This is a genomic window from Bradyrhizobium sp. STM 3809, from assembly GCF_000239795.1.
Lineage (GTDB): Bacteria > Pseudomonadota > Alphaproteobacteria > Rhizobiales > Xanthobacteraceae > Bradyrhizobium.
Genome location: NZ_CAFJ01000247.1, coordinates 1 through 12,427, shown reverse-complemented (window position 1 = coordinate 12,427; position 12,427 = coordinate 1). Strand labels below are relative to the sequence as shown.

The following is a 12,427-nucleotide window of genomic DNA, read 5'->3' as shown; positions in this document are numbered from 1 at the left end:
AGGGAGATGTGATCGGGCGAGATGTCGGATCCGTCTTGTCTTGCAACCCCCGCCGCGGAGTATGGGTCCCGGCGTTCGCCGGGACGACGGCGGTGCGTGGAGGTCGATCCCCTTACACGTCAGCACACTCACTGAAGGGGGCATCCGTCCGATAGTCCGCGTAGCCCGGATGAGCGCAGCGATATCCGGGGTCTCACGCGCTCTCTCGATGATCCCGGATATCGCTGCGCTCATCCGGGCTACCAGGCAGGATCAGCTACCGCCGATGCACGACCACGTCGAATCCTTCCTCGGGCGTCGGCGCGACGAAGTAGGACGTGAACAGGTCGAACTCCTCGTCTGTCACGTTGAACGCATGCTCCCCCGCTGCATTCCGCGCCCGCAGCCGCGCCTTGCAGACCGCGTCGGGCACGTCGAGATGATGCAGCCGGTGCGGCACGCCCGCCGCTTCGAACAGGCCGCGCATCCAGCCACGGCTCGCCAGCGTGTTGGCGGGGAAATCGAGCACGACCGACACGCCGGCACGCAGCAGCGCCACGACATGCGGGCCCATCACGGCGCGCAGCCGGGACGAATTGCGGACATAGTCGGCCAAGCTGGCCTGCTCGCCCGGATAGAGCTGCGCCAGCCAGTCGTCCTCGGCCACCACCACGGTGGCCGGGCGCCGGCCGAGCTCCGCGACCAGCGTCGACTTGCCGGCAGCGATCTTGCCGCACACGAGGTGCAGCATGGGTTGGCTTGGAGACATGGATGGAGACCTCGTATGCGGCACCGCCCGGGGCGCCAGAGATGTTCACAGATCAAGTCGCAGGCAAACGCGCCCGGCCCGACGGATCAGGCCGGGTCGGTAATTCGGCTGCGGATGGCAGCGCCTGCGAGGTGAGCGTGCGAGGTCATCGCATGTTTCTGGCAGATCCTCGTGGCGCGGTCTAGTTGGTCCACATTGAAACCGCGGGGCAGATCGCGGCATGTGCCCGTCCATCTCCTCCGTCATGGCCGGGCTCCGTCCCGGCCATCCACGTCGGTCGGCATCCTGGACGGACGTGGATGCCCGGGACGGAGCCCGGGCATGACGCGCAACTAATTCCGACGTGTGTCGCGATCGACATCGTCGAGTCCTTGTGGGCTCCAAGGGCGAGACCCTGATGATCGAGACTTAACGTCGCGGCTGCGCCGGCTTTTGCCATACCCCTTGTTTTTCAGGCTCCGCAAAAACCTGGAAAAGCTCTAAGAGAAATTCCAGCTGCCGCTCCGTTGACACGTTGGTGCGGTTGCCGTCTTCCCTCATCCCACGATGCATCGTGTTTGAATTTGCTCATGGGAGGGATTGATGAGACTGACCACCGCCGCCGCGATCGGCGCCATGCTCGCAGGGTTCGCCGTCGCGCCGGCCATGGCCGACGGCTACAAGACCTGCACCAAGCTCGACAAGGCCCAGTGGCAGCCGGCCGCCGAGGCCGAGGCGAAGGCCAAGGATGCCGGGTACGAGGTGCGCCGCTCCAAGGTCGAGGGCAGTTGCTACGAGGTCTACGGCGTCAAGGGCGGCAAGCTGTACGAGCTGTTCTACAGCCCCGAGGATCTCAGCCTGAAGCACACCATCGCCAAGTAGCCATCGTCTAGGAGTCGGCGGGCGGCGCGCAGCATCCCCGCCCGCCGCGACGTGATGCTCATGCACGGCACAGCGCCCAAAGCCAGTCTGACAGACCCGGATGCAGCCGAGACCGTGCAGGTCTGGGATCTGCCGCTGCGCCTATGGCACTGGCTGCTGGCCGTGCTGGTGCTGATCGCCTGGGTCACGCCGAACATCTACGACGGCCTGCATCGCACCGCGGGCTACGCGATCCTCGGGCTGCTCGCCTTCCGCCTGATCTGGGGCGTGATCGGCACGCGGCATTCCCGATTCCGCAGTCTCCCCGCCAGGCTGCGCGCGACCCCCGCTTATGTGTGGAATCTGCGGCGCGGCAAGACCGGACGCTATCTCGGCCTCAACCCCGCCGGCACCGCGATGCAGCTTGTGCTGCTGCTCGTGCTGATCGTCTCGGCGGTGACCGGCGCGATGCAGGTCACCGTGCGCTTCTTCGGCGTCTGGTGGGTCGAGGACACCCATGAGCTGACGTCGTATCTGTTGATCCCGATGGTCGTGCTGCATGTTGCCGGCGTCGTGCTTGTGAGCCGACTGCAGCGCGAGAACCTGGCGCGCGCGATGCTGACGGGACGCAAGCTGCTGCGGCGGACGTCCCAGCCTGCTGTCCGGCGCGAAGCGGACTCATGAGCGACACCCGGAACTCACAATTCCGATCGTTGCGCGCGGGCCACAGTTCCCGCAAAAGCTGCCGGTAACGCCCGTTGCGTTATTGCGCGCCGCCGCCAAGCGCCGAACAATCGCAGGTATCGGATGCCTGACCGCGCCTGTTCGCAGGGGCGCAGATCTTACTCGGATCTCGGAGGCCGGATGATGAGCTCGCAGCAGTTCACCACGCGTGCGTTGTGCCGATCGGTTGTCCTCGCAGGCTGCGTCATCGCCTGGCCCGCAGCCGCCGCCGAGCCCGAGAGCGCGACGCCGGTCGTCGCAGAAGTGACAGCATCGACGGCGACTGCACCGACGCCTGCACAGCCGCTCGCAGCGGACACGGCGCTGACCACCGCGTCGATCACGCCCTCGGCGCCGCTGCCCGTCGACGAACTGGTCTCGCCGACCGCGGCGGGCGACGTGCCCAAATCCACCGTGGCCAGCGCGGACCGGGTCGAGATCCTCGACGAATGTCCCGACATCGACGTCTGCGTCGATCGCTATCTGTGGGCGCTGTACGAGCGCGCGCCGAAGCTCGACAAGATCAGGGAGACCGAGCGTCGCGTCGTCACGGTCAAGCGCAAGGGCCGCATGGTCAGGGTGACGCGCAGCTTCACCAGGCTGGTCGACAATGATTTCGCCTGGAAGGATCCGAAGGCCGCCGAGCGCGTCGGCCAGACCATGATGGAGTACGTGATCGGCGGCATGGACCGCGGTTTCAAGATGAAGCTGTTTCAGACGCTGCACGCCGCCGAAGCCGCGGGCCTCGCGCCGGGCATCACCAGCGGCTTCCGCGACGATTATCGCCAGGAGATCGCGAGCGGGCTGAAGGCCGCGACCAACCGCTCCTATCACGGCGGCAGCCTGCGCGGCGGCTACGGCCACGGCCTCGCCGCCGACATCGTCTCCGTCAACGGCGAGACGCGCGCGCAACGCTGGGTGGCGACCGAGCAGTTGTGGAAATGGGTCGACGCCAACGGCAAGAGTTTTGGAGTCGGCCGGCCCTATCTCGACCGCGACCCGCCGCATGTCGGCCCGGTCGACGGCGAGGAATACACCAAGCACCGCACGCCGGCGGTGAAGGTCGCGGCGGCGGAGACGAGGAAGCACAAGCGGATTGCGGCGCGCTCGGAGCATCACGCCGCCAAGCGCGGCAAGGCCGTGCGGGCCGCGGCGCCGTCGTCACGGCGCACGGGGTGATTGCAACATTCGCCGCTGCCGTCGGGTGGGCAAAGGCGCCAAGCACGCTGTCACCTCATACGCGGATCGTTTGCGCGCCGTGCCCACCGTCCCGCAAGCGACGCACGATCCGGGTGGGCACGCTTCCGCCGTCAGCGGTTGATGCACCGAGCAAGAAGGCGCTTTGCCCACCCTACAGATCTAAGCAAAAGGCCGGGGCGATGCCCCGGCCTTCGTCATCTCCGCCGCGCTTGAGCGCAGATCAGTAGCGGTAGTGCTCGGACTTGAACGGGCCTTCCGGCTTGACGCCGATATAGGCGGCCTGGTCGGGGCGCAGCTCGGTGAGCTTGACGCCGATCTTGGCGAGGTGCAGGCGCGCGACCTTCTCGTCGAGCGACTTCGGCAGCACGTAGACTTCCTTCTTGTACTTGCCGTCCTTGTTGTTGGCGTAGAGCTCGATCTGCGCCAAGGTCTGGTTGGTGAACGACGCCGACATCACGAAGGACGGGTGGCCCATCGCATTGCCGAGGTTCACGAGGCGGCCTTCGGACAGCAGGATCATGCGCTTGCCGTCGGGGAAGGTGATCTCGTCGACCTGCGGCTTGATGTTGGTCCACTTCAGGTTCTTCAGCGAAGCGACCTGGATCTCGTTGTCGAAATGGCCGATGTTGCAGACGATGGCGCGATCCTTCATCGCGCGCATGTGCTCGATGGTGATGATGTCCTTGTTGCCGGTGGCGGTCACGAAGATGTCGGCGCGCGGCGCGGCATCCTCCATCGTCGTCACCTCATAGCCCTCCATCGACGCCTGCAGCGCGCAGATCGGATCGATCTCGGAGACCATGACGCGGCAGCCGGCCTGGCGCAGCGAGGCGGCCGAGCCCTTGCCGACGTCGCCGAAGCCGGCGACCATCGCGACCTTGCCCGACATCATCACGTCGGTGCCGCGGCGGATGCCGTCGACCAGCGACTCGCGGCAGCCATAGAGGTTGTCGAACTTCGACTTGGTGACGCTGTCGTTGACGTTGATCGCGGGCCACAGCAGCGTGCCGGCCTTCTGCATGTCGTAGAGACGATGCACGCCGGTGGTGGTCTCCTCGGAGACGCCCTTGATCGACTTGGCGATCTCGGCGAAATAGCCCTTCGGCTTCTCCTTGAGCTGCTTCTTCAGGAGCGCGAAGAACACCTCCTCCTCTTCCGAACCGGGCTTGTCAAGGAACGCCGCGTCGCCGTTCTCGGCCTTGAGGCCGAGATGGACGTACATGGTGGCGTCGCCGCCGTCATCGAGGATCATGTTGGGATGGCCGCCGCCGTGCCAGTCGAACAGCTTGGCGGTGTAGTCCCAGTAGTCGACCAGGGTCTCGCCCTTGACGGCGAACACCGGAATGCCGGCGGCGGCGATCGCCGCGGCGGCATGGTCCTGCGTCGAGTAGATGTTGCACGAGACCCAGCGGATGTCGGCGCCGAGCGCCTTCAGCGTCTCGATCAGCACCGCGGTCTGGATGGTCATGTGCAGGGAGCCTGCGATGCGCGCGCCCTTCAGCGGCTGCTTCGGGCCATACTCCTCGCGCGTCGCCATCAGGCCGGGCATCTCGGTCTCAGCGAGCGAGATCTCCTTGCGGCCGAACTCGGCGAGCGAGATGTCCTTGACGATGTAGTCGTTGAAGGCGGTCATGTGGGGTTCCTGGTCGGATGAATTCGAACGGGTCATAACGATTGAACGAGACGCGTCTCAGCGCGGTCTGGATCACTCTCCCCGATCTGACGGGGAGAGTGTCGAGGCGAGAGGCCGCCGCACGCGCGGTGCGCCGTGCCGGACCTGTCACCCCTCACTTGGCTCGCATCGATCGATGCAAGCCACCTCTCCCCGCCCCAGCGAAGCTTCGCTTCGCCCTGGCGGGGAGAGGTGAAGTAGCAACTACACCGCGCGCTTGAACGCCTCGGCGAGGTCGGTCTTCTCCCAGGAGAAGCCGCCCTCGTTGTCCGGCGTGCGGCCGAAATGGCCGTAGGCCGCGGTGCGCGCGTAGATCGGACGGTTGAGGTCGAGGTGCGAGCGGATGCCGCGCGGGGTGAGGTTCATCACCTCGGCCGCCGCCTTCTCCAGCTTGTCCTCGGAGACCTTACCGGTGCCGTGGGTGTCGATGTAGATCGACAGCGGCCGCGCCACGCCGATGGCGTAGGCGAGCTGCAGGGTGCAGCGATCGGCGAGGCCGGCGGCCACAATGTTCTTGGCGAGGTAGCGGGCCGCGTAGGCGGCCGAGCGGTCGACCTTGGTCGGGTCCTTGCCCGAGAACGCGCCGCCGCCATGCGGGGCCGCGCCACCATACGTGTCGACGATGATCTTGCGGCCGGTCAGGCCGGTGTCGCCATCGGGACCGCCAATGAAGAACTTGCCGGTCGGGTTGATGTGCCAGATCGTGTCCTTGGTGATCCAGTCCTTCGGCAGCGCCTCGCGCACATAGGGCTCGACCCGCTCGCGGACCTGCGCCGAGGTCATGTCCGGGATCAGGTGCTGATGCGAGACGACGATCTCGCGCACGCCGACCGGCTTGCCATTCTCGTAGCGCACGGTGACCTGGCTCTTGGAATCCGGGCCCAGCACCTTCTCGACGCCGGAGTGGCGGGCTTCGGCGATCAGGCGCAGGATCTTGTGGGCGTAGAAGATCGGCGCGGGCATGAGATCGGGCGTCTCGTTGCAGGCGTAGCCGAACATGATGCCCTGGTCGCCGGCACCCTCTTCCTTGACTTCGCCGGGCTGCAGCGCGTCGACGCCCTGGGCGATGTCGGCCGACTGCGGATGCAGGAGGATCTCGATGTCGCAGGTCTTCCAGTGGAAGCCCTCCTGCTCGTAGCCGATGTCCTTGATGGCCTCGCGGACGACGTGCTCGATGTGCTCATTCGTCACTGAGGACGGGCCGCGGGTCTCGCCGGCGATCACGACCTTGTTGGTGGTGGCGAGCGTCTCGCAGGCGGCGCGGATCTGCCAGGGGTCGATGCCGGCCTTCGGCCCTTCACGGTAGAACAGGTCGACGATCTCGTCCGAAATCCGGTCGCAGACCTTGTCCGGATGGCCCTCGGACACCGATTCCGAGGTGAACAGATATGACGCGCGCATCAAGCAATCCCTTCTTTGCCGCCCACGGCGGTCGTTCGTATTGATCCCAAATGTCCTGATCCCAGGATGTCAGTCGCGACGCCGCGAGATGACGTAGGACTCGTCGTAGAACCACAGCCCGTTGTGCTTTCGCAGGACCTCTCTGGCGGCGTCGAGCGCGCGGGACGAGTGGGCGACCTCCGTCAGGCGGTCCTCCTCGATCTGCGCGACATACACCGCCGCGTTCCAGGCTGCAAAGGCCGTCGAGGTTCCGATCGCACCGGTGACCTCGTTGGGCAGAGCCTCCATCTCATACCTGAAAATCGAGCGATTGTCCGCATAGGCGTTAAAATTTAAGTCTCGCCCACTGGAGCCCAGCTCATACTTGACGGCGCGCAATAGCTCATGGCGGCTGACCGAGAAAGGATTTTCTCCCGGCCACACCGCCTGGATGATTTCCAGGCCCGGATCCTGGCCGTGGGAGTGGATTCCGATAAGCCGGCCGCCCGGTTTCAGGGCCCGGGCCAGCGGTGCGATGATGCGCTTGGCGCGGAAGTTGACCGACGAGCGCGCCCGGTAGGGCTGCGAGGCGATGATCAGGTCGAAATTGGCCTCGACCCGCCCGGCCCGGGGGATGATGCCGTCGAGCAGGAAGCGGTGGTCCTCGCGGTACAGCACCAGCGCGATCGGCCGCTCATAGACCGGCATGCCGGTGCGCTGGGAGACGTTGGCGCGCCAGTTCTGCTCCAAAAACGGCTTCAGCGCGGTGATCTGGGTCTCGAAATCGCCGGATGAATCGCCCTGCAGCACGACCTCGTGCCAGATCATCGAGGCGGCCACCGCCGGCGAGGCCGGCGTCAGCCACGGCGCCTCGGCATAGTTCATGTTGGTGAACACGAATACGCTGGCCGGGTGCTCGAACAGCCGGTCCGGCACCTTTTCCAGGGTCAGCCGGACGTCCTCGAGGCTGAGCTCCTTGCCGGCGACATAGAACGGAATATGGGGAAAACGGCCGTGCATCGTCCGCAGCACCTTCGACAGCACGGTGCCGTCGCCGACGCCGGCGTCGAACAGCCGCAGCGCCGGGGGACGCGGATGGATGCTGGCGAGCTCGAGCCCGACCCGCTCCGCCACCACCCGCTTCTCGCTGCAGGTATGCACGAACAGCAGGTATTTCTGCCGGTTCTCGAAGAAGCGGAAATTGCTCTTGGGATCGCGCTTCTCCGGCACGACATCGAGCCGCGGCGGCGGCAGCGTGCCGGTGGAGGCCGCGATATAGGCCTGGATCCGGTCCAGCGTGTCGATGGTGATGCGCTTGCCCTCGCGCAGCCGCTGCACCAGCTTGCCGTCGTTGACGGCGCGCCGGCCGAACGTCGATTCCGCCATGTCCGACTGGCGGCAGAACTCCGTGATCTGGGCGAGCAGCTGGTCGTTCTTCATGCGGCCAATCGGTGGGAAATGGGAGTGGGCAGACTGCCATTGGCCCATCGTCCTAGCACCTTCTGCCCAACGAGGCAAAGGGCCTGAACCCGGAACCATCCGGACGCAACAAACGGGATATGGTTTCCCTGCGCTTCCCGTTCCGGTCCCTCCCCATGCGCCCCCCGACCCTGTTTCTTCTCCCGCTGCTGGCCCTGCTCTGGGCGTCTCCCGGCCTCGCCCAATCGAAATCGCAGCTCGGGCCGCTCTGCACCACCGAGACCACGCCGGCGGACCAGATGATCGCCGCCTGCAACAAGATCATCGCGCTGAAGGTGTTTTCGGGAGGCCAGCTCGCCACGATCTATTTCTGGCGTGCGGTCGGCTGGAACAAGAAGGGCGACTACGCCCATGTGATCGCTGACGCCACCGAGGCGATCCGGCTGCAGCCGTCGCAGGCGGTCTACAATCTCCGCGGCTCGGCCTATTACGACAAGGGCGAGGACGACATCGCCATCGCCGACTTCAACGACGCCCTCAAGCTCGGGCCGCCGAGCGCCACCATCTATCACAACCGCGGCAACGCCTATCGCTCCAAGGGTGACTACGTCCACGCGCTCGGCGATTACGACGAGGCGATCAAGCTGAGCCCGCGCGAAGCCTATAGCTGGCAGAACCGCGGCATCACCAAGGCCGCCCAGGGCGACCTGGACGGCGCCCTCAGCGATATCAACGAGGCGATCCGGCTCTCTCCCTCGCTGGCTTCGGCGATGACCAACCGCTCGGTGATCTGGCGCGCCAAGGGCAATATCGAGCGTGCCATTGCCGACGGCTCGGAGGCGGTCAGGCTGGCCCAGAACCCGCCCGCCAACGTGATGACCCCGCCCGGCAGCGTCGTCATCGCCGCGCTGGTGCATCGCGCGCTCGCCTATGAGGCCAAGGGCGAGTTCGATGCCGCCAAGGCCGACTACGCCGCCGCGCTGAAGCCGACCGCATCGGACTCCGGCAGCAAAGCCAACCAGGCCACCGCCAAGGTGCGGCTGTCGCTGCTGTCGGAGCCGGCGCCGCCGCCGCAGCAGCGCGCCGAGACGCCGGTCTCGCCGTCATCGCCCGCTCCGGCGACGACGGGCCAACGCATGGCGCTCGTCATCGGCAACGGCGCCTATGCGCATGTGCAAGCGCTGCCCAATCCGCCACGCGACGCCCGCGCGATCGCCAAGAGCCTGCGCGACATCGGCTTCACCGTGGTGGAGGGCATCGATCTCGATCGCGCGACGATGCAGGCGAGGACACGCGACTTTCTGCGCGAGGCCGCAAGGGCCCAGGTGGCGGTCGTGTTCTATGCCGGCCATGGCGTCCAGATCGACGGCCACAACTATCTCGTGCCCACCGACATCGCATTGTCGGGCGGCAGCGACGTCGTATCGTCAATGGTCGACATGGACCAGATCCTGGCAGGGCTCGACGACCAGGTCCGCACCAACATCCTGATCCTCGATGCCTGCCGCAACAATCCGTTCGCGCCGCCGGAAGGCGCAAGCCCCGCGCCGAGCCGAGGCCTGAGCGCCACCGGCCTCGCGGCCCCCTCGTCGCTCGGCACCGGCGCCACGTCCGGCGCGGGCACGCTGATCGCGTTCGCGACCGCGCCCGGCAAGGTCGCGCTCGACGGCGACGGCGAGAACAGCCCGTTCTCCGCGGCACTGTCGCGCCACATCGGCACGCCCGGGCTCGAGGTGCAGCAGATGCTGACACGCGTGCGCGCCGAGGTCGTCGCCGGCACCAGAAACAAGCAGGTCCCATGGTCGAACTCCTCGCTGCTCGGCGAGGTCTATCTCGCGGCGCGATGAAGCCCCGCTGCGACAGCCTGTCCGTCGCAGCCGGTATCCGGAGCAGATGCGGGACGCCCGAATCCTGCTATCCTTTTCGCTCAACAGAGACGGCGCGGCTCGCCGGCGGCACATCGCGTTGCCGACACGATCCGCAGGCAACAAAATGCGTCTCGTAAGCCGCAGGGAAGGCTCGCATGATCGGTCGTTTCATTCTCGGACTTGGTTTTTCGCTCGCACTGGCCGCGAGCCCGGCACTCGCCGATGATGTCACCGGGGTCTGGCTGCGCGAGAGCGGCGCCTCCAAGGTCAAGTTCGCGCCCTGCGGCGGCGCCATCTGCGGCACGCTGGTCTGGATCAAGGAGGGCACCGACACCCCGGCCAAGGTCGGCCAGCGGCTGTTCTCCGGCATGAAGCCGACCGGACCCAACGCCTGGGCCGGCAGCTACAGCAATCCCGACGACGGCAAGACCTATGATGCCAAGATGACGCTTTCCGGCGGCACGCTGACGACCGCGGGATGCGCGCTTGGCGGCATGGTATGCCGGTCCTCGACCTGGACGCGGACCAATTAGCACCAAGCGATCGCGCGATTTCGGGTCGCATGAGGACATTGATCGTCCAATGGCAGCGAAGACGCAGGCCCGGCTGGGATTTGTGCTGTTTGCGGTGATCGCCGCGGCGGCGGCGGCCTTCGTGCTGGCGCGCCGCTCGGCGGCGCCGTCCGGCGGCGATCATCGCGTCGTTCGCCAGCTCGTCGTGCACTACAACCTGCTGTCGCGCACCGACGACCCGATCGTCGTGCTCGGCGACAGCATCGTCGAGGCCGCGACCTTGCCAGCCAGCGCCTGCGGGCATCCAATCGTCAACGCCGGCCTCGCCGGCGCCGGCACGCGCAGCGACCTGGCCGGCTGGCTCAAGCCGGCACTGGGGCCGAAGCGGCCGTTCGCGATCATCGTTTCGCTCGGCGTCAACGATGCGCTGACCGCCAAGCCCGACTCCAGCCAGGCGTTCGCCGGCCGCTACGAGGCCCTGCTGCGCGAACTGGCGATGCTGACGCAGCGCTTGTTCATCGTCGAATTTCCTCCGGTCGAAGCCCGCGGGCCGTTCACGGCGGCGATGGAGAAGGTCGCGATGGCGAGCATCACAGGCTATCGGGCCATGCTGCCGGACCTCGCCAAGCGCACCGGCGCGGCCTTCCTGCCCCTGCCACCGATGGAGGCGCCGTTCACGCTGGAAGGCATCCACCTCAATGCCGCCGGCTACCGGTCCTGGGACGAGGCGATCCGGCAGGCGACCGACCTCGCCTGCCGTTGACGCCGGAACGCGCCGCGATCGCGGCCGGCGCAAACAATCCTTCACTCGGCTGGAGGTAGGGTCTGTCAGCGCCGCCCGTCGACACGGTTAACAGATCGCTGCATGGCCCTGCCCCAGACATCGACGTTGCCAAGGACCCACAAGCTGCTCGGGCTGGAGCTGCTGCGGTTCCTCGCCACGATCTCGGTGCTGCTGTGGCACTATCCGCATTTCGCCTATGTCGCCGACGCGCCGGTCGGCCTGGTCCGCAGCGAGCTGCCGTTCTACCGCGCGCTGTTCCCGTTCTATGAGCTCGGCGAGTACGGCGTCGTCGTCTTCTGGTGCATCTCCGGCTTCATCTTCTTCTGGAAGTACGGCGCAACCATCCCGAACAGACGCGTCGACGGCTGGATCTTCTTCGTCAACCGGCTGTCGCGGCTCTATCCGCTGCATCTCGCGACGTTGCTGCTGGTCGCGGGGCTGCAGACGCTCTATGTCGCGCAGCACGGCTTCGCCTTCGTCTACCAGAGCAACGATCTCGGCCATTTCGTCGCGCAGTTGGTCATGGCCAGCGACTGGCTGCCGCCCACCGGCGTCAGCTTCAATGGACCGATCTGGTCGGTCTCGATCGAAGTGCTCGTCTATGCCGCGTTCTTCGCAGGCTTGCGCTTCGTGACGACATCGCCGCTGCTCAACCTCGCGATGATCCTGGCCGGGATCGCCAGCGGCACGCTGGTCGGCAAATGCTTCGTGTTCTTCTACGCCGGCGGCCTCGCCGCGATGGCGCGGCAGAGCGTGGCCGATGCCCCGTACCGCGCGAGGCTCGAGGTTCTCGCCGGTTGCGCAGCCGTCGCCCTTCCGAGCGCGCTCTGGCTCTCGGGCATCGAGCTGGCAGAGCGCGCCGCGGCGCTGCTGCTGGTCTATGTCCCGATCCTGTTGTTCGTCTGCGCAACCCCCATCGCCCTGCCCCGGCGCCTCGAGAACCTGCTGCAGGCCGCCGGCAACATGACCTATTCGTGCTATCTGCTGCACTTCCCGATCCAGCTTGCCATCGCGCTGGCTTTTGGTGCGTGGGGGCGAGCGATCCCCTACGGCCAGCCGCCGTTCTGGATCGGCTTCATGGGCCTGACCTTGACGGCAGCGTATCTCACCTACGTCTGGTTCGAGGCCCCGGCACAGCGGCGGATCCGCCGGGCGCTGCTGCGCAAAGACGAAGCGGGGCGGATGGTTTCGGCGCCCCAACACTAATCGAGGCGCGCAGTCCTGCTGCCGGGCGGCAGCCACGTCGCGCTCTTCTCTCTTGCAAATCTGTATCTTTTAAGA

11 protein-coding genes are annotated in these 12,427 nt (G+C 66.5%); 7 read left to right on the top strand and 4 right to left on the bottom strand.

Going from position 1 to position 12,427, the window contains the following annotated elements:
* Nucleotides 1–256: 256 nt before the first annotated feature.
* The gene (locus BRAS3809_RS13755; protein ID WP_008962707.1) at nucleotides 257–748 is read right to left on the bottom strand and encodes a P-loop nucleotide/nucleoside kinase family protein; all 492 of its coding nucleotides are present in this window, start codon (nucleotides 746–748) and stop codon (nucleotides 257–259) included.
* Nucleotides 749–1,330: 582 nt separating this feature from the next.
* Here BRAS3809_RS13755 and BRAS3809_RS13750 point away from each other — a divergent pair.
* From BRAS3809_RS13750 to BRAS3809_RS13740, 3 genes are all read left to right on the top strand, one after another.
* Complete coding sequence (locus BRAS3809_RS13750) at nucleotides 1,331–1,609, top strand: PepSY domain-containing protein (RefSeq protein WP_008962706.1); 279 nt, start codon at nucleotides 1,331–1,333, stop codon at nucleotides 1,607–1,609.
* 54 nt (nucleotides 1,610–1,663) lie between these two features.
* Complete coding sequence (locus BRAS3809_RS13745) at nucleotides 1,664–2,272, top strand: cytochrome b/b6 domain-containing protein (RefSeq protein ID WP_008962705.1); 609 nt, start codon at nucleotides 1,664–1,666, stop codon at nucleotides 2,270–2,272.
* Nucleotides 2,273–2,452: 180 nt separating this feature from the next.
* Nucleotides 2,453–3,490, top strand: a complete 1,038-nt coding sequence (locus BRAS3809_RS13740; RefSeq protein ID WP_008962704.1) for a M15 family metallopeptidase domain-containing protein — start codon at nucleotides 2,453–2,455, stop codon at nucleotides 3,488–3,490.
* Nucleotides 3,491–3,731: 241 nt separating this feature from the next.
* Here the strand turns inward: BRAS3809_RS13740 and ahcY are convergent, their stop codons facing one another.
* The 3 genes from ahcY to BRAS3809_RS13725 all read right to left on the bottom strand — a co-directional run bounded on the left by ahcY (nucleotide 3,732) and on the right by BRAS3809_RS13725 (nucleotide 8,003).
* The gene (gene ahcY, locus BRAS3809_RS13735) at nucleotides 3,732–5,144 is read right to left on the bottom strand and encodes an adenosylhomocysteinase (protein ID WP_008962703.1); all 1,413 of its coding nucleotides are present in this window, start codon (nucleotides 5,142–5,144) and stop codon (nucleotides 3,732–3,734) included.
* A 243-nt stretch (nucleotides 5,145–5,387) separates the two neighbouring features.
* Nucleotides 5,388–6,584 carry a methionine adenosyltransferase gene (gene metK / locus BRAS3809_RS13730; protein WP_008962702.1) on the bottom strand — a complete coding sequence of 399 codons (1,197 nt, stop codon included), beginning with the start codon at nucleotides 6,582–6,584 and terminating at the stop codon, nucleotides 5,388–5,390.
* A 69-nt stretch (nucleotides 6,585–6,653) separates the two neighbouring features.
* Nucleotides 6,654–8,003, bottom strand: a complete 1,350-nt coding sequence (locus BRAS3809_RS13725; protein ID WP_008962701.1) for a hypothetical protein — start codon at nucleotides 8,001–8,003, stop codon at nucleotides 6,654–6,656.
* Nucleotides 8,004–8,158: 155 nt separating this feature from the next.
* On the opposite strand from BRAS3809_RS13725, the gene BRAS3809_RS13720 reads away from it, so the two are divergent.
* From BRAS3809_RS13720 to BRAS3809_RS13705, 4 genes are all read left to right on the top strand, one after another.
* A complete protein-coding gene (locus BRAS3809_RS13720) occupies nucleotides 8,159–9,829 on the top strand; it encodes a caspase family protein (RefSeq protein WP_008962700.1) in 1,671 nt (556 codons plus the stop codon).
* Nucleotides 9,830–10,005: 176 nt separating this feature from the next.
* Complete coding sequence (locus BRAS3809_RS13715) at nucleotides 10,006–10,383, top strand: DUF2147 domain-containing protein (protein WP_008962699.1); 378 nt, start codon at nucleotides 10,006–10,008, stop codon at nucleotides 10,381–10,383.
* A gap of 49 nt (nucleotides 10,384–10,432) precedes the next feature.
* Nucleotides 10,433–11,125, top strand: coding sequence for an SGNH/GDSL hydrolase family protein (locus BRAS3809_RS13710; protein WP_008962698.1), 693 nt, complete (start codon nucleotides 10,433–10,435; stop codon nucleotides 11,123–11,125).
* A gap of 102 nt (nucleotides 11,126–11,227) precedes the next feature.
* Nucleotides 11,228–12,352, top strand: coding sequence for an acyltransferase family protein (locus BRAS3809_RS13705; protein WP_008962697.1), 1,125 nt, complete (start codon nucleotides 11,228–11,230; stop codon nucleotides 12,350–12,352).
* The last annotated feature ends 75 nt before the right edge of the window (nucleotides 12,353–12,427 follow it).

Coding starts and splice junctions, on each gene's coding strand:
- BRAS3809_RS13755 (WP_008962707.1), bottom strand. CDS start 748: ATGTCTCCAAGCCAACCCATGCTGCACCTCGTGTGCGGCAAGATCGCT.
- BRAS3809_RS13750 (WP_008962706.1), top strand. CDS start 1,331: ATGAGACTGACCACCGCCGCCGCGATCGGCGCCATGCTCGCAGGGTTC.
- BRAS3809_RS13745 (WP_008962705.1), top strand. CDS start 1,664: ATGCTCATGCACGGCACAGCGCCCAAAGCCAGTCTGACAGACCCGGAT.
- BRAS3809_RS13740 (WP_008962704.1), top strand. CDS start 2,453: ATGATGAGCTCGCAGCAGTTCACCACGCGTGCGTTGTGCCGATCGGTT.
- ahcY (WP_008962703.1), bottom strand. CDS start 5,144: ATGACCGCCTTCAACGACTACATCGTCAAGGACATCTCGCTCGCCGAG.
- metK (WP_008962702.1), bottom strand. CDS start 6,584: ATGCGCGCGTCATATCTGTTCACCTCGGAATCGGTGTCCGAGGGCCAT.
- BRAS3809_RS13725 (WP_008962701.1), bottom strand. CDS start 8,003: ATGAAGAACGACCAGCTGCTCGCCCAGATCACGGAGTTCTGCCGCCAG.
- BRAS3809_RS13720 (WP_008962700.1), top strand. CDS start 8,159: ATGCGCCCCCCGACCCTGTTTCTTCTCCCGCTGCTGGCCCTGCTCTGG.
- BRAS3809_RS13715 (WP_008962699.1), top strand. CDS start 10,006: ATGATCGGTCGTTTCATTCTCGGACTTGGTTTTTCGCTCGCACTGGCC.
- BRAS3809_RS13710 (WP_008962698.1), top strand. CDS start 10,433: ATGGCAGCGAAGACGCAGGCCCGGCTGGGATTTGTGCTGTTTGCGGTG.
- BRAS3809_RS13705 (WP_008962697.1), top strand. CDS start 11,228: ATGGCCCTGCCCCAGACATCGACGTTGCCAAGGACCCACAAGCTGCTC.